This is a genomic window from Pseudonocardia adelaidensis (genome assembly GCF_039543345.1).
Lineage (GTDB): Bacteria > Actinomycetota > Actinomycetes > Mycobacteriales > Pseudonocardiaceae > Pseudonocardia > Pseudonocardia adelaidensis.
On the sequence record NZ_BAABJO010000003.1, the window covers coordinates 115,189 to 134,979 of the forward strand.

Consider the following 19,791-nt stretch of genomic DNA (forward strand, 5'->3'; position numbering starts at 1 on the left):
GTCCTCGCTGCCTGCGGCGGCGGTGGTGGGGGTGGCGCGAACCAGCTCGAGATCTTCTCCTGGTGGACGAGGGCCAGGCGGATCTGGCCGACTCGCACCTAGCCCTCGCAGGTGTGACTGCTACTGCTCGCCGCCGGTCGTCGAAGGGCGCACTGTTGCGCGAGCCTCGTCGGTGAGGGCGGCAGTCAGCGGTCGGCGCCCCGAGCCGCTCGAGGAGTCGCGGTCGACCCGGTGCGGAGGCCGGCGAGGAAGGCGTCGACGGCGGCCTCGGCGGCGCCGAGCAGTGGGCCCTGCACCCCCAGTTCGGCGGGGACCAGGTCGACCGGGCCGTTCGACAGGACCGGGCGGCGGTAGGCGATCGCGGTGCGCAGATCCGATTCGGCGTGCTGCAGCAGGTGGGCGAACACGCCGCCGAGGATGACCCGGCCCGGGTTGAACAGCGAGAGCAGGGTGGCGACGCCGGCCGCGAAGGCCGGGAGCACCGCGGTGAGGGCGTCCCGGGCTTCGGTGTCGCGCTGCTCGGACCGGGCCAGCAGGTCGGCGAGCGCCGTTTTGCGGGCGTGGGCGCCCGTAACCGTCACCCCGGCGTGCCGGAACACGGCGTCGGCGGCGACCTGGGTCTCCCAGCAGCCGTGGCCCCCGCAGTAGCAGGGGAGCGCGGCGTCACCGATCACCATGTGGCCGACCTCGCCCGCGTAGCCGGGGTGCCCACCCTGCAGCAGCCTGCCGTCGACGATGATGCCGCCGCCGACGCCGAGCTCGCTGCCCAAGTAGATCATGTGGTCGTGGTCGCGCCCGGCCCCGCGCAGGTGCTCGGCGAGCGCGATGAAGTTGCTGTCGTTGCCGGTGACGATGGGCGCGTCGACGTCGATCCGGCGCCGCAGCTCGTCGGCGAGCCGCAGGTCCCGCCAACCGAGCCGGGGGGCGAGCGCGACCGCGCCGTCGGTGGCCCGCACCAGTCCGGGGACGGCGAGCCCGATCGCGAGCGGCGGGTGCCGGCTGTCGCGGAGCTGCCCGCGGAGCAGGGTCGTGAGCTGGTCGAGGCTGGGTTCCGGGTCGCCGGGAGCGTAGTCGTGGGGCATCTCGGCGACCGTGCCGACGCTGCCGCCGAGGCCCACCCACGCGGCCCGCAGCGTGTCGTCCCGGATCACCACGGCGAGCACGCGCGCCGCCTCGCCCCGGGGTGCGACGAGCAGGGAAGGACGGCCCCGCGACCGGGCGAACTCCGTGACCACATCGGACTCGCTGACGAGCTCGCCCGCGGCCAGCTCGGCCACCAGGTCGCCGACGGCGCTGCGCGTCAGTCCGGTGATCTTCCCGAGCTGGGTCCTGGTGGTGGGTCCGTTCAAGTGCAGGTAGCGGAGCACGGTGCGCAGATTGTGCCGGCGAACGCTGACCGTGTCCCGGCCGGAACCCGACGTCACCGCTCACCCCGACGGATGCCGACCGCGACGCCGTGCGCCGTCCCGTCCCGCAGCATGCACCCATAGTGCCGTGTTGTTCGTGGCCCGGCCCGCACAGGCCGTCCGTACGATCCTCAGGCACCGCCGGTCGGCGTGGAGCGCGTCCAGCATCGGACCGTCAGCCGCGCGATGATCATCTCGGCGGACGAGTCCGTCGGGAGCAGCTGGTCGAGCCCGCTGAGGCGCAGCGGGCGGCGGACCGCGTGGTGGGGGGCGGCCAGGTGCACCTGTGCTCCGGTGGCGGTGGCCTGCTCCTGCAGTGCGCGCAGGATGTCCAACCCGCGGACGCCGAGGAACGGCACGCCCGCGAGGTCGATCACGATGTGCGGTCCCCGGCGCAGTTGCCGGGCCGTCTGGGCGGCGAGGACCGGGGCCGTCGCCGCGTCCAGCTCGCCACTGACCCGCACCAGGACGACTTCGGGTATGGGGGTGTGCAGCAGCACCTCCAACGGCCCGGGCTGCGGGGCGGTGGCTGAGGGCGGGCGTGTTGTCAGCAGGTCGTTCATCGGCGCCGGCGGTGCCGGGTCCTTCCACGTTCCTCACCCTCATCCGGGTGTGACGGAGGCTTCGCGCAGGTCGACCGTGGGCCGCCGATGGACGCCGGCCGTGGGTGATCTGCGGGAGTGACGTCTGCGCGAGCCAGTGGCGCACTTCGGGGACGGGGGTCGGTGGTGCGGGCCCGGCGGTGGTCAGCGGCCATCGCGGCCTCCGCTGTCGCCGCCCATCGCGCGGTAGATCAGGAACAGGTCCGGCAGCGTCGCATCGGCGACGTCCGGATTCCGTGACGGCGGTTCGTCGAGGTGGGGATGAATGCGCAGCCAGCCGGACCGGTCCGCCAGTCGGGCGGCCGCGTCGGCGAGCAGCGCGCGGACCCGACCGTCGCAGGCCTGCGCCTCGCTCAGGTCCACCAGCAGGAATCGGACCCCGCCGATCAGCAGCGCCTCCACGCGCTCGTGCAACTCGGCGAGGCGGTCGAGGTGGACCGCCGCCCCGACCACCCCGATCAGTGCGTGGTCACGATCGGGCCAGACGGCCCGGATCGCTACCGCGGGCACGTCGGATGGCGCCGTCGAGGCGGGACCGATGCGATCAAGCGGAGTCGTTGTGATCATCGGCTCGACTCCCTTGTTGCTCGACCTGCACTGCCATCCTCGGGCGCCGGTCGTGCGCCGAACGCGACCCGCAGAACAGCCGGGATCTCATTTAGCCCCCCGCACTTCGTGCGCGCAACCCCTTCCTCGCATCAACCGGAAAGCATGATCAGAACTGGCGTCTTTCCCACCGGGCACCTGTTCCCACGCACTGAGATCTGAATCGGTCAGCAACGGCCCGCTGTTGTGATCTCGCGGCCGCGCGGGGTACTGGTATCAGGCGGGGGAGCGCCGGCCCCGCGTCGGGGACGACGACGCAGCGAACGCTGGAACGCGGGGAAGAGGTGGTGAATCTAGGCCCGAAGTCGTCCTGACCCGCTCGTGACACGCGGTGTCAGCTGTTGCACGGGCGAACGGGGCAGCGCGGCGTGGATCCCGATCGGGTGCAGCGCGCGGCGGATGAATGCCGCCGGCTTTGCCGTGCGCCGCATTGTGGCCGCTTGATTCGTCTGACAATCCGTGCGGGCGGTAGCCACCGTAGGAACTCGCTCCACCGAGGGTGCCGACGATTGCGGTTGCCAGATCGTGAACGACGAGATTCGTGATAGTGCAACCGGATAGGCCACGGGCGTCAGTGGCAGGCGCCGATCCACCTCCGTCAACGAGAGCTGGATGTCCTCATGCGGGATACCCGCGGTTGCGAGGCCGGCGAACGGCTCGAGATCCACAACGTGAGCGTCGATGAACAGCTCGCGCGGGCGCACCTGTGCGGTCAGGTGCGCGGCCCGTTGACCTGGATGGCGATGGCGTCCAACAGCATCGAGGGCGTGAGCGGATGTGCAGCGATCAGCACGGCCTCGCGGCCGTCGCCGCCGTGTGCAAGACGGCCCGGCGGACGCGTGGGGGCCGGAGCGCCGATCCGCGCAAGTAGCGACCGGTAGCCGGCGTGGCGTGCTTCCCCGGTGGGTAATCGCTCAGTCTCGGCCACCTCACGGCCGAGGCTTCATCGGGCGACGGAGCCCAGAAGGCGCAGAAGATGCTCACGCTGGATGTGCAGTACCTCCCCGACGGCGCGACCACGATCGCGGCGGTCGGTGAGGTCGATGCGGCCACCGCGGCCCGCTTGAGTGCGGCCGTGCACCGTCAGCTCGAGCGCGGGCCGTCGTTGATCGAGCTCGACCTGCACGACGTCACCTTCCTCGGCGTCGCAGGCCTGCAAGTACTGCTGTGTGCGGCCGATCGCGCGACGGTCAGCGGGGTGCCGCTCCGGCTGGTCTACCGCGATCCGTCGCCCGCGCAGTTCGCCCTCGAGGCCGCGGGCATGGTGTCGGCCTCCCGTCCCGAGGGTGTCGGCCCCGACTTCGAGGTGGAGCGCTCCGAGGAGCTTCGGCCGGAACGCACAGATCGTGTGGAGCACCGCATCAGGCCAACCCTGCCTGGGGTGCGCTGAGGCGTGGCGTACTGCACCACGTCACCGTCACGGTCGGTCGCCGTAGATGTCGGCCAGGGCGGTGAACGCGGCCTTGGGTTCCCAGTGCATGTCCGGGTAGGTCTCGCCGTGGCGGTCCTCGAAGACCTTGACGATGCCGGGGCTGGCCAGGTCGAGGTCGTCGCGGGGGTCGCCATCGGGGCGGTGCGGGTGGCTCTCGAGCGCGAAGAGGAACACGAACGTGCTGTCGACCCCCTCGGTCTCGAAGATCTCCAACACCTCGCGCAGGTAGGTGGCCTGGCCGGCCTCATCGCGGATGTAGTCCCCGTTCAGCCGAACGGGGACGCCTGTGTCCCCGTCGAGCTCGACGATCTCCATGGCCCGAGCGCCGATGTCCCCCGCGCCCCGGTAGGTGGACGCGCCGAAGCCGGTGATCGCGACCGGCTCGCCCTGCGAGACGAGGGTGCGGACGCCGTCCCTGAACTGGTCGGCGACTTCGGCGGACCGGATCAGCTCGACGGACCTGATGTCGAACCGGCGCCAGTCGATGCGCTCGAACGGTATCGACGCGTAGGTGATCCGGCCGTGGAAGTGTTCGCGGACGGCCGCCACGGCCGCACCGAGGAAGTCGTCGAGACGTGCACTGACGTCGGCGAGCCGTTCGTGCCGGCCGTCGGGGTCGCCGAGCAGTCGTTGGAGCCGCTCTTCGACGCTGTTGCCGGGGAGGAATCCGCGGTTCATGATCGTCAGTTCGACGCCGGTCACGAACACGACCTCGGCTCCTGTCACGCGGAGCCGCTCGGCCCGCTGGGCGCAGTCGGTCAGCATCGAGAGGATCTCCCCGGTCGTCAGCTCCAGCGGGTAGGGCGAGAACCAGATCTCGAGCCCCAGCTCGGCGGCGCACGCGGCGGCGAGCTCGATCCGTTCCGGATCGCCACCGGTGATCTGGACGGCGTTGCAGTGCAGGTCATCGCGGATGATGGCCAGCTCGCGCTCGACCACCGCGCGATCGAAGCGTCGGCGCGAGGTCGCGCCGCCCCGGAGGAAGCCGGTGTCGTAGGTCATGCCCTTGGCGCGCATCGGTGTGATCCTTTTCGTCGGAGTGGGAGCCACCGTACGGGCACAACATGCGCGCACGCAATTTTGCGCGTGCGCATGTTGCGTGGGATGCTGGGGGCGTGACGACGGAACCGGCGGGGCTGCGTGAACGGAAGAAGCAGGCGACTCGTCGGGCATTGCGCGAGGCGGCACTGCGTCTCGCACTGGAGCGCGGGCCGGACAACGTGCGCGTCGACGACATCGCCGAGGCTGCCGGGGTCTCCCCGCGGACCTACAACAACTATTTCTCCAGCCGTGAACAGGCGATCGTCGCCGCCGTCATCGCCGATCGGGGGTCACGCGTGGCGGCGGCGGTGGCGGGTCGGCCCGCGAACGTCGGTCTCGCCGATGCCGTCATCGACGCGATCGTCGAGCAGTACGCCGAGCCGGGTGAAGACGCCCGCAACGCACTGCTGATGATCACCACGCGTCCAGCGCTGCGCGACGCGTTCATCGACGCCGCCACCGCTGTCGAACGTCCCCTCGCCGAGGCGATCGCGGGCCGGCTCGGCGAGACCCACGACCACACCCCTCGCGTGCTCGCGGCGAGCGTGGCCGCCGCTGTTCACGTCGCGCTGGAGCGATGGCTCCAGCCGGCCGGGGCATCACTCGTGACCGACGAGCTCGTCGTGTCGTCGGGCTCACTGCCCGAGCTCCTCCGGTCCGTGCTGGCGCCACTGCGGCCCGCACTCGACGCCGCCGCGTCCGCGGGTACGGAGTGAACACGGTCCGCGCGGATCGCGCCGGCCGGAATCATCACCGGGGGGCGGACCTTCAGCCGGCGTCCTCCAGCGCGACACCCTGCGTCTCCGGGCCGAGCCGCACCGCCACGGCCATCACGGCGTACATGACGCCGACCATGACGAACATGCCGACGGCGCCGGTCGCGTCCACGATCACGCCGGCGAGCAGCGGGATGAGCGAGGCGGCGACGAGCGCGACCGTCACCGACGCGCCGGTGCCGAATGCGCGCACCCGGGTCGGGTACAGCTCGGGGGCCCAGACCCAGGTCGTGGTGTTGAGCAGGATGAACATCAGCTGCAGCAGCCCGCCGAGGACGAGGATCATCGCGAGGTTCGCCGACGTGCCGAACGCGATCGCGACGAGCACGGCGACGATCGCGCCGTAGCCGAGCACCACCCGACGCTTGAAGCGGTAGCCGAACACGCTGGCGAGCACCGCGCCGACGAGGCCGCCGACGTTGATGATCGTCGTGTAGCCCAGCGACGTGGAGACGTCGAAGCCGCGGGCGACGAGCACCGTCGGCATGAACACGGTGATCGTGACCTGCGCGCCGAACGTCATCGCCGAGACGACCCAGATCACCAGCGTGTTGCGCGCGAGCCTGCCCTCGAAGATCTCGGCGAGCCGGATGCGCTGCCGGGGCAGCCGCTGGCCCTCGACCGCGTCGACGTAGGCGGTCGGCCCGCCGCCGCGCAGCGGGCGCAGGCGGTTGGCGGCGAGCCGGGTCAGCACCTCGTTCGCCTCGTTCACCCGGCCCTCGACCAGCAGGTAACGCGGCGACTCCGGCAGGAACCAGCGGTAGACGAACACGAGCAGAGCGGGCAGGGCGAGGATGCCGAGCAACCAGCGCCAGGCCGTCTCGGGGCCGCCGAGCGCTGTTTCCAGAGGGCCGAGCATGAGCGCGGCGAGCGCCGAGGAGGCGAAGATCCCGAGGCCGCCTGCGGCGATGTTGACCGTGGCGACGGCCGCGCCGCGGTACTTCGTCGGCATGAGCTCGGCGACCAGGGTGAGGCCGGTGTTGAGCTCGCCGCCGAGCCCGATGCCGACGACGAACCGGGCGACGAGGAGCCAGCCGAGGTCGGGTGCGAACGCGGCGAGCAACGCCCCCACGGTGTAGAGCGCCAGGTTGTACATGTAGGTGATGCGCCGCCCGTAGCGGTCACCAGTGACCCCCGCGATCAGCGAGCCGATCGCCATCCCGGCGAACGTCAGGGTGGTCAGCAGGCCGACCTCGGCGTTCGACAGCTCCCATTGCGCGGCGATGAGCGGGGCCGCGAGGCCGACGTTGTACTGCTCGATGGCGTCGAACAGCGCGCCGAACGCCACGAGCACCAGGATCAGCACGTGCGCGCGCCGGAACGGGATGCGGTCCAGCGCCGCTCCGAGCTGGCGCTGAGCCTGGTCCCGTAGCTGCTCGGTCCGGGAGGCCGGGGGTGGCACGGTCATGGGGGGCTCCGTGGTTCTGCGGGGTGGTTGTGCGGGGATCAGGTCAGCAGGTGGTCCGGGATCGGGTCGGCGTGCAGGGTCCGGCCGACGGGGCCGGGGTCGTGGAAGCCGTCGGCGTCGAGCACGACGCGTCCGGCACTGAGCACGGATTGCGCCCAGCCGGTCAGCTCACGGCCCTCGTACGGCGTGTAGTCGCTCTGCATGTGCAGGTCGGCGACGGCCACCCGGCGGCGCGCCTGCGGGTCGAGCACGACGATGTCGGCGTCGGCGCCCGGGGCGATCACGCCCTTGCCGGTGAGGCCGTTGAGCCGCGCCGGGTTCGTGGCGAACAACGCCACGAACCGCTCGACGGGCATCCCGCCATCGGCGACGAGCCGGGTGAAGGTCACGGGCAGCCGCGTCTCCACGCCCGGCAGGCCGTTGGGCATGAGCCGCACGTCGTCGGAATGCTCGACCTTCTGCGCCGTCGAGTAGCAGCAGTGATCGGAGCCGAGCGCGTCGACGTCGCCGGTGAGGGCACGGGCGTGCAGCCGGGCGACGGTCTCGGGCGCCCGCAGCGGCGGACAGCAGACGTAGCGCTCCGGGTGATCGTCGGCGTAGGTGCCCTCGTCGAGGGTCAGGTAGTGCGGGCACGTCTCGGTGTAGGCGCGCACGCCGCGGCGGCGGGCGGCCCGCACGAGGTCGACGGCCTCGGCGGTCGTCTGGTGCACGAAGTACACCGGCGCGCCGACGTGCTCGGCCGTGGCGAGCACCTCGGCCACGGCGGCGGCCTCGGCCAGCTCGGGCCGGGTGAGCGCGTGGTGCCCGGCGTCGGCCCGGTTCGCCGCAGCCGCGAGGTCCTGGGCGTCCTCGATCACGTGGTTGGCCTCGGCGTGCACGTAGGCGATGCCGCCCTGGGCGTGCAGCGTGCGCAGCACCTCGAGCACCGTGTCGGGCTCGGCCATGACGACGTCCTTGTACGTCGTGAACAACTTGATCGTCCGGACACCGCCCTCGGCCATGGCGGCGATCTGCTTCGCCGTGGTGTCGTCCCAGGAGGTGACGCAGCCGTGCAGCGCGGTGTCGCACCGGGAGACTGCGGCGAGCTCGCGGCGCTCGTGCACGGCGTCGATCGGGCTCTGGCCGGGTTCGGGGATCGCGAAGTCGACCACCGTCGTGGTGCCGCCCCAGAGCGCGGCGACGCTCGCGCCCGCGTAGTCGTCGAGCTGGGCGTACTCGCCGAGCCGCTGCCCGATGTGGCAGTGCGGGTCGACCCCGCCGGGGATGACGAGTTTGCCCGTGGCGTCGATCGCGCGCCCGTGCGGCGGGAGCGGCAGCTCCGGCGACTGCACGGCGGCGATCCGGCCGCCGGACACGACCACGGTGGCCGGGCCGCTCCCGCCGGCGTTGACCACGGTGCCGCCGTGGACGACGACGTCGGCGGGCTGGGGGAAGGACATCGGTGCGGCTCCCTGCTACGAGGTGGATCGGTCGCTGGTGGCGGGATGGAAGATCACGGCGTCGACGGACGCCAGGTGGGTGGTCATGGCGGCGGCGGCGCGGGCGGCGTCGCCGCTGGCGATCGCGCCCAGCACCTCGCGGTGCTGGTGCAGCTGACCCTCGCGGGCCTGCGGCGAGCTCACGGCGTGCTGGTTGACCAGCAGCCACAGCGGGTGGGTCTCGGCATCGACGAGCTGGCCGACGATCCCGGCGAGCAGCGTGTTGCCGCAGCCGAGCGCGAGGTCGGCGTGGAACCGCAGGCCCAGTTCCATGAAACGGGGGAGCCGCGACGGGTCGGCGACGATCTCGGTGGCCTCGTCCAGGTCCCGCGTGAGGCTGCGGAGCCGGTCGGTGTCGATGCGGGTGGCGGCGAGCCCCGCGACCACCGGTTCGAGCGAGCGGCGGGCTTCGATCAGCTCGCGCGGGGCGACGTCGAGCGCCGACCCCTCGATCCCGGCGACGCCGCCGTGCGGGCCGCGCACGTACGTGCCGTCGCCGTGGCGCACCTCGACGGCGCCGATGAGCTCCAGGGCGAGGATCGCCTCCCGCACGGTGGTGCGGGAGACGTCGAGCCGGGCAGCGAGGTCGCGGTCCCCGGGCAGCCGGACGCCGGACACGTACTCGCCTGCGGCCATCGCGGCCAGCAGGTCCTGGGCGACGGAGAGGTAGAGGCGGGGCGTTCGGGAGGACTGCGCGGACTGGTCGGACCTCTGCACACGCAGAGGTTAAACCTCTTGGGTGCAGATGTCACGACCTGCTGTTATGCGCGCCGCCGGCCGCGAGGGTGCGGCGTCCGGTGTGACGTGGTGATCAGGGGTCCGCTGTGGAGACGTTCATCCTGGGCATCTCGTAGGTGAGCTTGCCGCCGCCCTTGATCTCCTTGGCGTCGGTGGTGGCGCGACCCATGGCCGCGAGCGGGGACTCGGGGACCCCGACGGGCGTACCGGTGGCGGTCCATCCGACCACGAAGTAGCACATGTCGAGCTCGTTGATGCACAGGAGCGGGTAGGCCTGCGGGGTCGCGATGAGCGGGGCGTCGGGCAACGTCAGGCTCCGATCCAGGCGGCGACGGCGAGGGTGGTGGGGTCCCGGGTCGTGCGGATCGCGTCGCCGTCGGGGAGTCTCCGACGGCGGACGCGGCGCCCGCGACGACGCGAGTCGGCTCGAAGAACGACACGGCGCGCCGGGTCTGCTGGTTCACGACGGGTCGGGGTTCCATGCCGCGTCGGCGACGTCGAGTTCGATCAGGTCGGGTGGTCGAACACGTCGAGCGACGCTCGTCCCGGTCGCACGCGCCGGTCACGACCCTGTGGACAGCGGCGCACGCGCGGGTTCTCCCCGCCGAGCGCGTGACGCTGCGCGCGGCCGGGACGTTGCAGCTCGGTCATGCCGGGTCCGCACCGCGCAGCGCCCTGGCCGCGATCTGGGCGAGGTGCACCGGTTCCCGCTCCCCGGCCTGGCGGACCTGGGTGCGGCAGGAGTAGCCGTCGGCCAACAGCGCCACCGACTCGTCGGCGGCCCGAACCGCGGGCAGGAGCGCCCGCTCGGCACAGGCCATCGAGACGTCGTAGTGCCCGTCCTCGAAACCGAAGTTGCCGGCGAGGCCACAACAGCCGGAGTCGAGCACGGTGGCGTCCACACCGAGCGCGGCCAGCACCGCTCGGTCCGGCTCGCTGCCCAGCTCGGCGTGCTGGTGGCAGTGGATCTGCACCAGCGCAGCGCCGTTGCCGGCACCGGCGGCCGCCGACAGCTCGTCGGCGTGCCGCGCGAGGAGCTCGGCGAACGTCTTCACCTGCTGCTGCAGCAGCTTCACGCGCGGCTCGTGGGGGAGCAGCTCGGCGGCGTCCGAGCGCAGCGCCGCCGTGCACGACGGCTCCAGCCCCACGACCGGGACACCCGCGTCGAGGGCCGGCCCGATCGCGCGCAGGCTCCGCGCCAGCACCCGCCGCGCCGCGGCGACCTGGCCGGTCGAGATCCAGGTCAGGCCACAGCACACGGTGCGCGGCGGCAGCTGCACCCGGTACCCCAGCGCCGTGAGGACGGCGACGGCGTCGGCGGCGATGTCCGGGTCGAAGTGGTCGGTGAAGGTGTCGGTCCACAGCAGCAGCGGGCCGCGGCTGCCGGCCTCGACGCCCAGGTCGGCCACCTGGCTGATCGGCACGCCCTTCGCCGCGCGGGCGGTGTAGGTCTCGCGGGCGATCGGCGGGATGGAGCGCCGGGAGTCGATCCCGCCTGCCTTCTTCGCGACCTTCGCCAGCAACGGCACCCGCGCGAGCCGGTTCAGCCCGTCGACGGCGGCGGCGGGCAGCCTCCCGACGACCCGCAGCCAGCGCGGGAGCGCACCCATCGAGTAGTGCGAGCGCGGCCGCAGCCTGCGGTGGTAGCGGTGGGCGAGGAACTCGGTCTTGTAGGCGGCCATGTCGACGCCGACCGGACAGTCGGACTTGCAGCCCTTGCAGGACAGGCACAGGTCCAGCGACTCGGCGACCTCGTCGGACCGCCAGCCGTCGGTGATGATCTGGCCGTTCGCCATCTCGAAGAGCAGGCGGGCCCGCCCGCGGGTGGAGTGCTTCTCCTCCTGGGTGACGTTCCAGCTCGGGCACATCACGCCGGAGCCGGTGTCGACCACGCACTTGCCGACGCCGAGGCAGCGCCGGGTGGCGCGGTGGAAGGAGCCGCGGTCGTGGCCGAACGCCAGCTTCGGCTCGTCGGGCAGGGTCGGCATGCCGAGCTGGACGCGCAGGTTCTCGTCCATCCTCGCCGGCCGGACGACGCGGCCCGGGTTCATCCGGTCGTCCGGGTCCCAGATCTCCTTGAACCGCTCGAAGCCGGCGATGATCTGCGGGGGGTACATCCGCGGTAGCAGCTCGGCCCTGGCCTGGCCGTCGCCGTGCTCGCCGGACAGCGACCCGCCATGGGCGACGACGAGGTCCGCGGCGTCGGTCATGAACGCCCGGAAGTTCGCGATGCCCGGCGTGGTCAGCAGGTCGAAGTCGATCCGGACGTGCAGGCAGCCGTCGCCGAAGTGGCCGTAGTAGATGCCCTTGCGGCCGTGCTTGCGCAGGACCTCGTCGAACTCGCGCAGGTAGGCGCCGAACCTCTCGGGCGGGACAGCGGCGTCCTCCCAGCCGGGCCAGGCCTCGCCGCCGTCGGGGGAACGGGTGAGCAGCCCGGCGCCCTCCTCACGGACCCGCCACAGGGCGGCCATCTGCTCGGGTTCGGCCACCACCACGGCCCCGACGGTGTAGGGCTTCATCGCGTCGGCGACGGCCTGCGCGGCGGCCTCCGCGGCGGCCCGGTCCTCGCCGCCCGTCTCGACGTAGAGCCACCCCTTGCCCTCGGGGAGCATCCGGGACGTCGTCTCGTCCGGGCGCAGCGCGCGCAGCGACGCGATCAGCCCGGCGTCCATCCCCTCGATGGTGAGCGGGCGCTGCTCGCGGACGGTCATGACGTGGTCCGCGGCGTGGTAGGCGTCCGGAAAACCCAGGACGGCCAGCGCCCGGGCCGGCGGCGACTCGACCAGGTCGACCGTCGCCGACAGGATCGTCGCGCAGGTGCCCTCGGTGCCGACCAGCGCCTTGGCCAGGTTCACGTTCCCGGGAACGAGCTGGTCGAGGTTGTAGCCCGACACCCGGCGGGTGAGCTCGGGGACGTGGCGCTCGACCTCCGGCGCCAGGTCGGCGCCGAGCGTGCGCAGCGCGTCCGGGATCGCGCCGATCTCGGTGCCGTCGCCGCAGAGGGTGAGCCGCTCCCCGCGGTAGGTGAGCACGTCGAGCGAGCGGACGTTGTCGACGGTCTTGCCCCACGCCACCGAGTGCGACCCGCAGGCGTTGTTGCCGATCATGCCGCCGATCGAGCAGCGGTTGTGCGTCGACGGATCCGGCCCGAACGTGAGCCCGTGCGGCTTCCCGGCGTCCCGGACGGCGTCGCACACCGCACCGGGCTGGACGGTCGCGGTCCGCGCGTCCGGGTCGACGGACACGATCGCGTTCATGTGGGCGCGGAAGTCGAACGCGACGGCGGTGTTGACCGCCTGCCCGGCGATGGAGGTGCGCGACCCGACGGGGAGCACCGGCACGTCGTGCTCCCGGCACACCGCCATGGCGGCCTCGACGTCGGTGGCGTCCAGCGGGGAGATGACGCCGATCGGTACGCCCCGGTAGTTCGACGCGTCCGCGGACCACATCGCGCGGCTGGCCGCGTCGAACCGGACCTCGCCACCGATGGCGGCGCGCAGGTCGCTTTCCAGGGCGCGGTACGCGGTGGTGCCGCTCACGAGAGCTCCTTCCGGGGGTGCGGGGCGACGGTACCTCCGGATCGGTCGGGAGGAGCCGGTTGGTCAGCCCAGCATCACCGCGAAGGCGGTCCGCAGCTCGGCGACGTACCGCTCCGGCACCTCGAGCATCGGAAAGTGGCCTCCCCGATCGGCTTCGCTCCAGACGCGCAGATCGCGGTACCGGCGCTCGACCCAGGACCGCGGCAGCCGTTCGATGTCGCGCGGGAAGATCGTCACGGCCGCCGGCACGTGCACGAGCGCACTGCGCTCGGGCGGGAAGTTCTCCCAGTAGTACCTCGCGGAGGACCCGCCGGACCCGGTGAGCCAGTGCGACCCGATCTCCGCCGGCGACCCCGTCGTCAACCTCGTGGCCTTCGCCCCGGCTGCCCGGACCTACTGGCACCGCCACGATGGCGGCCAGCTCATCGTCGTCACTCACGGCAGCGGCTTCGTCGTCGGGCAGGACGGGCTCGGCGCACCGCTGACGGCGGGGCAGAGCGTCTGGACCCCGGCGGGCGAGGTGCACTGGCACGGGGCCGGCCCGGACAGCCTCCTGACCCATACCGCGTACTCCTTCGGCCCCACCGAGTGGCTGGGCGAGGTGTCCGATGAGGAGTACGAGCAGGCGGTTCGAGACGCGCGCTGGTGAGCGGCCGGGCGGCCTGGGTCCGCCCGGCTGGGCACGGTGGTCGTGGTGTTCGTCAGATCGCCACGGGCCCTGACCCCTGCGTCGTCGTTCGATGGACGACGCGGTACTCCCGAGGGCTGGCGCCGTAGGCGGCCTTGAACGCTTTCGAGAACGTCCCGGCGTCGATGAGTCCCCAGCGCGCCCCGACCTCGCCGATGGGTGTGCGGGCGTCGGAGCGTTCGAGGTCGCGGCGGCAGCGCTCGAGCCGCTGCTCGCGGATCCAGCCGGCGACCGACGTCGAGTGCGCCGCGAACTCGCGCTGCAGCAGCCGCAGCGACACGTGCTGGGAGCGGGCCACCGCGGCCGGGCTGAGCTGCGGGTCGGCGAGGTGTGCGGCGATGAACTCGGTCGCGCGGGAGAACAGGGTCTCCGGCGCCGCCAGCGTGGCGATCTCGTCGGCGCAGCGGGCTCCGACGTAGCCGGACAGCAGGCCGACCACGCTGCGGGCGACCTCGCGCTGGGCCTGCCGGCTGCATGGTGCCGCCGCGTGGTGCACGACGTCCCACAGCGTCTTCGCGATGAGCGGTCCGGCACCCTGCCGGCCCGAGAACCGCGTGGCGGTGAAGTGCGCCATCGTGTCCGGCCCGAACGTGAACCACGACTTCGGGAACATCACGGTGAGCATCCGGAAGCTCTCGTGGAACACGAGCTCGTAGGGGCGGGTGGCGTCGCAGAATGCAAGGTCGCCCGGGGTCAGCGCGGCCTCGCGGCCGTCCTGGCAGAACAGGCTGTAGCCGTCGAGCTGGACCCCGAACTTGTAGCAGCCGTCGTCGGCCGGCACCTGCGACGTCTGCGCGACGACGTGCGGGCGGGCCTCGAACTCGCGCACCACCAGCTCGTCGAACCGGTGCGCCGTGAGGGTTCCCGAGAACGCGCCGCCGCCCGGCACGTCGACCACGACCGGCAGGTGGTCGGCGTGCACGGCGTCCCGCCACTCCTCCAGGTTGCCGGCCGCGACGGTGGCCCTCGCCGCCGCGCCGGCCGGCCGCAGCTCCCGGACGTCGTCCTGCACCGCCCACTCCTTCCGCGGGTCCGTTGCGGCATCGTCGCATCTGCGCCGTCGCGCCGCGGGGTCCGCGCAGTGGGCGGCGCGGATCGACCGGTGCCCGTCGCGCACGGCCAAGCCTGCTGCCGTGTCCGGCTCCTACGGTCTGGACGGAGTACGACGCTGCTCTTCGAACGACGCGGTGCTCTTTCAAGGGAGAAGGATGACCAGTCACAGCGGCGCGCCGGTCGTTCCGGCGCCGAGCCCCGGCATGTACCGCAGGGTCGCGCTCGCGAGCGCGGTCGGCACCAGCATCGAGTGGTACGACTACCACGTCTACAGCGTGGCGTCGGCGCTCGTGATCGGGCGGCTGTTCTTCACCGAGATGGACCCGTTCACCGCCACGCTGGCGGCGTTCGCGACCTTCGCGATCGGGTTCGTCGCCCGCCCGCTGGGCGGGGTGCTCGCAGGTCACCTCGGTGACCGGATCGGCCGCAAGCAGGTCATGGTCCTCACGCTCACCATGATGGGCACGGCCACGACCCTGATCGGGCTCCTGCCCACCTACGCGCAGGCCGGTATCTGGGCGCCGGTGCTGCTCGTCGCGCTGCGGCTGTTGCAGGGGCTCTCCGCGGGCGGTGAGTGGGGCGGCGCCGCGCTGATGGCCGTCGAGCACGCTCCCGCCGGCCGGCGCGGGGTGTTCGGCAACTTCGTGCAGCTCGGCACCCCGACCGGGATGTTCCTCGCCAACTCGGTGATCCTCCTGCTCGTCGCCGTGATGCCGCAGGAGGCGTTCGAGAGCTGGGGCTGGCGGATCCCGTTCCTCCTGAGCGTGGTCATGGTCGTGATCGGGTTCGTCATCCGGCGCGCCGTCGAGGAGAGCCCGTCGTTCCGAGCCGTACGGGCGGCGGAGCGCACGGCACGGCTGCCGGTGGTCGACGTCGTGCGGCGCTACCCCGGGCGGATCGCGCTGGCCATCGCGTCGTTCGTCGGCAACAACGCCGTCGGCTACCTGTTCCTCGCCTACCTGCCCTCCTACGGCACCGGGACACTGGGGCTGTCGCGCGGGTTCATGCTCGCGGTGTTGCTCGTCGGCTGCGTCTCGTGGTTCGTCGCCATGATCGCGTTCGCCGCCTGGTCCGACCGGATCGGCCGGCACGCGGTGTACCTGCTCGGCTACGGGTTCATCGCCGTCTGGGCCTTCCCGTTCTTCGCCCTGATGCAGACCGGGGAACCTGGGCTCGTGGTCGTCGCCGTCGTGGTGCTCACCCTCGGCCTCGCCGCGACGTACGGGCCGCAGGCGGCCCTGTTCGCCGAGCTCTTCCCGGCCGAGGTCCGCACCAGCGGCGCCTCCCTGTCCTACGCCCTCGGTGCTGCGCTCTCCGGCGGCATCGCGCCGCTCGTCGCCACGGCGCTGCAGGGCTGGACGGGGACGGTCTACTCGGTGAGCCTGTTCATGATCGGCTTCGCTGCCGTCTCCAGCGCCGCGATCGTGGCCCTTCGGCGCATCCCGTCCAGCTTCGACACCACCGTCACCACGCACCCCGAAGGAGCCAGCACTCGATGATCCACGACGAGTTGTACGACCTCGGCCTGGAGCTGCGCCGCGACATGTTCGGCCCCGCAGGCGCCGACGAGCAGGTCGGCTCGACCGACGAGTGGGACGACAAGCTGCAGGACCTCGTCACCCGGCACATCTTCGGGGACATCTGGCAGCGTCCCGGGCTGGACCGCAGGACCCGCAGCCTCGTGACGCTCGCGATGCTCGTCGCCACGAACCGCTCGCACGAGGTCGGCATCCACCTGCGCGGAGCGCTGTCGAACGGCGTCACGCCCGAGGAGCTGCGCGAGCTCATGCTGCACGCCTCGGTCTACTGCGGCATCCCGGCCGCGGTCGACGGGCTCCGGGCGGCGCGGGCCGCGGTCGAGGAGCGGACGACGGTGGGAGGGCAGGCGTGACGCAGGAGGTCGGGTTCATCGGGCTCGGGCGGATGGGCGCCCCGATGGCGCGCAACGTCGCCGCCGCCGGGTTCTCCCTCGTGCTGCGCGACGAGTCGGCCGAGGTCGAGGAGCGGCTGGCGGCCGAGACCGGGGGGCGGGTCGCACGCACGCCCGCGGACCTGGCGGGGTGCGGTGTGGTCGTGACCATGCTGCCGACGTCGGCGGTCGTGGCGAAGGCGCTCCTGGAGTGGGAGGGCGGGGTGCCGCAGCACCTCCCGGCCGGTGCCGTCGTCGTCGACATGAGCTCGTCGGTGCCCCAGGAGACGGTGGCGCTCGGCGCCCGGCTGGGCGAGCACGGGGTGGCGCTCGTCGACGCGCCGGTCTCCGGCGGTGTGCCCGGGGCCGTCGCCGGCACCTTGTCGATCATGATGGGTGCGGACGACCCGGCGGCCGCCGAGCGCGCGCAACCGGTCGTCGACGCGATGAGCGCCCGCACCCACCGCACCGGCGGCCTCGGCACCGGGCACGCGGTGAAGGCGCTCAACAACTTCGTCGCGGCGTCCACGTTCGTGGCGTGCGGTGAGGCGCTCGTCGCGGCGGAGCGGTTCGGGTTGGATCCGGCGGTCCTCGTCGACGTGCTCAACACCTCCACCGGACGCAGCTTCGTCAGCAGCGAGGTGCTGGGCGAGCACGTCGTCGGCGGCCGGTACGCGTCGGGGTTCTCGCTGCCGCTCATGACGAAGGACGTGGGCATCGCCCTGGACCTGCTGAGGGGGACCGCGACCGCGGCCGGCGCGGGCGAGCGGGTGCACGGCGCGCTTCGCGAGGCGCTCGAGCACCTGGGCGACGTCGACCACACCCGAGCGGTGGAGTACTGGTCCTCGCTCGGACGCCCCTGATCCTCAGGTCAGGCCGAGCGCCTGGCGCCGCATCCGCGGGTCGAGGTCGCGGGCGTGCTCGGTGGCGTAGGCGACCATCGCGGCGGCCCGGTCCGACAGGCGCACCTCCCGTGGCCAGATCATCCGCACCCCGCCGCTCGGGCTGGCGGGCGTGATCTCCCGGACGACCACCGGCAGGCCCTCGTACGTGCGGTCGACGGCCGGCCGCTGGATGAGGATGGCGTAGCCGAACCCCCTGGCCACGAGCGAGCGGGTGAGCTCGAAGTCGGACGTGCGCCGGGCGATCCGCGGGGTGACCCCGGCGCGCTCGAACAGCAGGAGCGTGTGCTGCGCCGCCGGGGGGATGTCGAGGAGGATCTGCGGCTCGGCCGCGAGCGCGTCCAGCGGCACGACCTCGCGCGCGGCCAGCGGATGGCCGTCGGGCAGCAGGACGTAGGCGGGTGTCCGGTACAGCAGCACCGACTCCAGCCCGTCGGGCAGTGCGATGTCGTAGCCGATGGCGAGGTCCAGCGCCCCGGCGAGGAGCCGCTGCGGGAGCTCCGCCTGGCTACCCGTGACGACGGTGAGCTCGACCTTCGGGTGGTGCGTGGCGATCCACTCCATCAGCATCGGGACGACGGTCGGCGCGACGGTGACGTAGCAGCCGAGCACCAGCGGGCCGGCGAGCTCCGTCCCGCCGTTGGCCGTTGCGAGCTCGAGCTCGTCGGCGTCGCGCAGCAGCGTTCGCGCGCGCTCGTGCAGGAACGCGCCGGTCGGCGTCAGCGCCACCCCGTGCGCCTTGCGGCGCACCATCAGCTGGGTGCGCAGGACGCGCTCCAGGTCGGTCAGCGCGGAGGCGACGGCGGTCGGCGTGACGTGCAGCGTCGCCGCTGCACCCGAGATCGACCCGGCATCGGCGACGGCCACGAAGTAGGCGAGCTGCCGCAGGGTGTACGCCGCCATACCGAACCTCTCCTTCGCTTGAAGCGAGCTTATTTGAACTTTACCTGTGGAGGTGGTCCTGCCCACACTCGTCGGCGACGCGGAGCGGAGTGGAAGGGCGGCCGACGATGACCGTGGAAACGACGGGGGCCGGGCCGGTCCCCGCGGCGGACTGGGTGACGATCCCGGACCTGCACGCCGATCCCTACCCGATCTACCAGCGGCTGCGGAGCATCGCCCCGATCCACTGGGTCCCGGCCGTGAACCGGTACCTGGTGATCGGCTACGAGGCCTGCCACACGGTCGAGCTGGACCAGGAGCGGTTCTCGGCCGACGAGACCGGCTCGCTGATGAAGCGGTCGATGGGGCACAGCATGCTCCGCAAGGACGACCCCGAGCACGACGTGGAGCGCAAGGCCTACGGCGGCGTCCTGCGGCCGAAGGCGATCACGCAGCACTGGCGTGCGGTGTTCGAGCGCAGCGTCGCGACGTACCTCGCCCGGCTCGAGGACGCCGGTCCGGGCGCGGACCTGGTGTCGGAGTTCGCGGCGCCGTACGCGGCGGAGAACCTGCGCGTCGTCCTCGGCTTCCGCAACGCCCGCCAGGAGGACATGCAGCGCTGGTCGCAGACCCTCATCGACGGCACCGGCAACTACGCCGACGACCCGGACGTCTGGGCGCTGGCGGAGCGGTCGTCCGCCGAGGTCGACGCCGCGATCGACGAGATGCTGCCCGTCCTGCGGGCCGACCCGGACGCGAGCCTGCTGGCGCAGCTGGCCGGCACCCCGATGCCGCTCGAGTCGTTGCGCGCGAACCTGAAGATGACCATCGGCGGCGGGCTGAACGAGCCCCGCGACGCGATCGCGACGACGACCTGGGCGCTGCTGTCGCACCCCGACCAGCTCGCGAGCGTGCTCGCAGGCGGGCGCTGGTCGGACGCCTTCGAGGAGTCGATCCGCTGGGTCGCGCCGATCAGCATGTACCCCCGCGAGGCCACCCGGGACACCGAGCTCGCCGGCATGGCGGTGCCGCGCGGCGCGCGCCTCGGGGTGGTCGTCGGCGCCGCCAACCGCGACCCCGCGGTCTTCACCGACCCGGAGTCCTACGACATCGACCGGCGGGGTAAGCCCCATCTCGCGTTCGGCGGCGGCAACCACTTCTGCGCGGGCGCGTGGATCGCGAGGGCGTCGGTGGTGTCCGTCGCGCTGCCACGCCTGTTCGCCGGGCTCCCGGGGCTGCGCCTCGACCCGGCCCGCCCGGCGGTGGTCGGCGGCTGGGTGTTCCGCGGCGTGACCGACCTGCCCGTGCGGTGGGGCTGACCGTTCTTCCAG

At 72.5% G+C, this 19,791-nt stretch carries 19 protein-coding genes; 7 read left to right on the forward strand and 12 right to left on the reverse strand.

Annotation, left to right across the window (positions count from 1 at the left end):
- Positions 1 to 185 precede the first annotated feature (185 nt).
- From ABEA81_RS04300 to ABEA81_RS04310, 3 genes are all read right to left on the reverse strand, one after another.
- On the reverse strand, positions 186 to 1,367 hold the full coding sequence (locus ABEA81_RS04300; RefSeq protein ID WP_345603436.1) for an ROK family protein: 1,182 nt from the start codon (positions 1,365 to 1,367) through the stop codon (positions 186 to 188).
- A gap of 170 nt (positions 1,368 to 1,537) precedes the next feature.
- A complete protein-coding gene (locus tag ABEA81_RS04305; RefSeq protein WP_345603437.1) occupies positions 1,538 to 1,969 on the reverse strand; it encodes an STAS domain-containing protein in 432 nt (143 codons plus the stop codon).
- Between the two features lie 183 nt (positions 1,970 to 2,152).
- On the reverse strand, positions 2,153 to 2,410 hold the full coding sequence (locus ABEA81_RS04310) for a hypothetical protein (protein ID WP_345603438.1): 258 nt from the start codon (positions 2,408 to 2,410) through the stop codon (positions 2,153 to 2,155).
- Positions 2,411 to 3,590: 1,180 nt separating this feature from the next.
- Between ABEA81_RS04310 and ABEA81_RS04315 the strand changes: the two genes are divergently transcribed.
- Positions 3,591 to 4,004 carry an STAS domain-containing protein gene (locus ABEA81_RS04315; RefSeq protein ID WP_345603439.1) on the forward strand — a complete coding sequence of 138 codons (414 nt, stop codon included), beginning with the start codon at positions 3,591 to 3,593 and terminating at the stop codon, positions 4,002 to 4,004.
- 27 nt (positions 4,005 to 4,031) lie between these two features.
- On the opposite strand, the gene ABEA81_RS04320 is transcribed toward ABEA81_RS04315, so the two are convergent.
- Positions 4,032 to 5,063 carry a hypothetical protein gene (locus ABEA81_RS04320; protein ID WP_345603715.1) on the reverse strand — a complete coding sequence of 344 codons (1,032 nt, stop codon included), beginning with the start codon at positions 5,061 to 5,063 and terminating at the stop codon, positions 4,032 to 4,034.
- Between the two features lie 98 nt (positions 5,064 to 5,161).
- Between ABEA81_RS04320 and ABEA81_RS04325 the strand changes: the two genes are divergently transcribed.
- A complete protein-coding gene (locus tag ABEA81_RS04325) occupies positions 5,162 to 5,803 on the forward strand; it encodes a TetR/AcrR family transcriptional regulator (protein WP_345603440.1) in 642 nt (213 codons plus the stop codon).
- 52 nt (positions 5,804 to 5,855) lie between these two features.
- Here ABEA81_RS04325 and ABEA81_RS04330 read toward each other — a convergent pair whose 3' ends face one another.
- The 6 genes from ABEA81_RS04330 to ABEA81_RS04355 form a co-directional block, all read right to left on the reverse strand.
- Positions 5,856 to 7,271: an MFS transporter gene (locus ABEA81_RS04330; RefSeq protein WP_345603441.1), complete on the reverse strand. Its 1,416-nt coding sequence runs from the start codon at positions 7,269 to 7,271 to the stop codon at positions 5,856 to 5,858.
- 38 nt (positions 7,272 to 7,309) lie between these two features.
- Positions 7,310 to 8,710: a dihydropyrimidinase gene (gene hydA / locus ABEA81_RS04335; protein ID WP_345603442.1), complete on the reverse strand. Its 1,401-nt coding sequence runs from the start codon at positions 8,708 to 8,710 to the stop codon at positions 7,310 to 7,312.
- Between the two features lie 15 nt (positions 8,711 to 8,725).
- Complete coding sequence (locus ABEA81_RS04340; RefSeq protein ID WP_345603443.1) at positions 8,726 to 9,466, reverse strand: FadR/GntR family transcriptional regulator; 741 nt, start codon at positions 9,464 to 9,466, stop codon at positions 8,726 to 8,728.
- 94 nt (positions 9,467 to 9,560) lie between these two features.
- On the reverse strand, positions 9,561 to 9,794 hold the full coding sequence (locus tag ABEA81_RS04345) for a hypothetical protein (protein ID WP_345603444.1): 234 nt from the start codon (positions 9,792 to 9,794) through the stop codon (positions 9,561 to 9,563).
- Between the two features lie 340 nt (positions 9,795 to 10,134).
- Positions 10,135 to 13,026: an FAD-binding and (Fe-S)-binding domain-containing protein gene (locus ABEA81_RS04350; RefSeq protein ID WP_425570444.1), complete on the reverse strand. Its 2,892-nt coding sequence runs from the start codon at positions 13,024 to 13,026 to the stop codon at positions 10,135 to 10,137.
- Positions 13,027 to 13,089: 63 nt separating this feature from the next.
- Complete coding sequence (locus ABEA81_RS04355; RefSeq protein WP_345603445.1) at positions 13,090 to 13,389, reverse strand: hypothetical protein; 300 nt, start codon at positions 13,387 to 13,389, stop codon at positions 13,090 to 13,092.
- A 4-nt stretch (positions 13,390 to 13,393) separates the two neighbouring features.
- Between ABEA81_RS04355 and ABEA81_RS04360 the strand changes: the two genes are divergently transcribed.
- Positions 13,394 to 13,675, forward strand: coding sequence for a cupin domain-containing protein (locus ABEA81_RS04360; RefSeq protein WP_345603446.1), 282 nt, complete (start codon positions 13,394 to 13,396; stop codon positions 13,673 to 13,675).
- A 52-nt stretch (positions 13,676 to 13,727) separates the two neighbouring features.
- On the opposite strand, the gene ABEA81_RS04365 is transcribed toward ABEA81_RS04360, so the two are convergent.
- Positions 13,728 to 14,726, reverse strand: coding sequence for an AraC-like ligand-binding domain-containing protein (locus tag ABEA81_RS04365; RefSeq protein ID WP_345603447.1), 999 nt, complete (start codon positions 14,724 to 14,726; stop codon positions 13,728 to 13,730).
- A gap of 196 nt (positions 14,727 to 14,922) precedes the next feature.
- Here ABEA81_RS04365 and ABEA81_RS04370 point away from each other — a divergent pair, with 196 nt between their 5' ends.
- Genes ABEA81_RS04370 through ABEA81_RS04380 form a run of 3 tightly spaced genes read left to right on the forward strand, consistent with a single transcriptional unit; the run spans position 14,923 to position 17,539 of the window.
- Complete coding sequence (locus ABEA81_RS04370; protein WP_345603448.1) at positions 14,923 to 16,266, forward strand: MFS transporter; 1,344 nt, start codon at positions 14,923 to 14,925, stop codon at positions 16,264 to 16,266.
- Complete coding sequence (locus tag ABEA81_RS04375; protein WP_147259066.1) at positions 16,263 to 16,658, forward strand: carboxymuconolactone decarboxylase family protein; 396 nt, start codon at positions 16,263 to 16,265, stop codon at positions 16,656 to 16,658. Before ABEA81_RS04370 ends, ABEA81_RS04375 begins: the two co-directional genes overlap by 4 nt.
- A complete protein-coding gene (locus ABEA81_RS04380; RefSeq protein ID WP_345603449.1) occupies positions 16,655 to 17,539 on the forward strand; it encodes an NAD(P)-dependent oxidoreductase in 885 nt (294 codons plus the stop codon). The genes ABEA81_RS04375 and ABEA81_RS04380 overlap by 4 nt, the downstream gene beginning before the upstream one ends.
- Before the next feature lie 3 nt (positions 17,540 to 17,542).
- Here ABEA81_RS04380 and ABEA81_RS04385 read toward each other — a convergent pair whose 3' ends face one another.
- Positions 17,543 to 18,481 (reverse strand): LysR family transcriptional regulator, encoded by a 939-nt coding sequence (locus ABEA81_RS04385; protein WP_345603451.1) that lies wholly within the window; start codon positions 18,479 to 18,481, stop codon positions 17,543 to 17,545.
- A 107-nt stretch (positions 18,482 to 18,588) separates the two neighbouring features.
- Between ABEA81_RS04385 and ABEA81_RS04390 the strand changes: the two genes are divergently transcribed.
- A complete protein-coding gene (locus ABEA81_RS04390; RefSeq protein ID WP_345603452.1) occupies positions 18,589 to 19,779 on the forward strand; it encodes a cytochrome P450 in 1,191 nt (396 codons plus the stop codon).
- Positions 19,780 to 19,791 lie beyond the last annotated feature (12 nt).

Bases quoted from the DNA above. Each gene is read 5' to 3' on its own strand.
- ABEA81_RS04305 (WP_345603437.1), bottom strand. From the start codon at position 1,969: ATGAACGACCTGCTGACAACACGCCCGCCCTCAGCCACCGCCCCGCAG.
- ABEA81_RS04315 (WP_345603439.1), top strand. From the start codon at position 3,591: ATGCTCACGCTGGATGTGCAGTACCTCCCCGACGGCGCGACCACGATC.
- ABEA81_RS04320 (WP_345603715.1), bottom strand. From the start codon at position 5,063: ATGCGCGCCAAGGGCATGACCTACGACACCGGCTTCCTCCGGGGCGGC.
- ABEA81_RS04330 (WP_345603441.1), bottom strand. From the start codon at position 7,271: ATGACCGTGCCACCCCCGGCCTCCCGGACCGAGCAGCTACGGGACCAG.
- hydA (WP_345603442.1), bottom strand. From the start codon at position 8,710: ATGTCCTTCCCCCAGCCCGCCGACGTCGTCGTCCACGGCGGCACCGTG.
- ABEA81_RS04370 (WP_345603448.1), top strand. From the start codon at position 14,923: ATGACCAGTCACAGCGGCGCGCCGGTCGTTCCGGCGCCGAGCCCCGGC.
- ABEA81_RS04375 (WP_147259066.1), top strand. From the start codon at position 16,263: ATGATCCACGACGAGTTGTACGACCTCGGCCTGGAGCTGCGCCGCGAC.
- ABEA81_RS04385 (WP_345603451.1), bottom strand. From the start codon at position 18,481: ATGGCGGCGTACACCCTGCGGCAGCTCGCCTACTTCGTGGCCGTCGCC.
- ABEA81_RS04390 (WP_345603452.1), top strand. From the start codon at position 18,589: ATGACCGTGGAAACGACGGGGGCCGGGCCGGTCCCCGCGGCGGACTGG.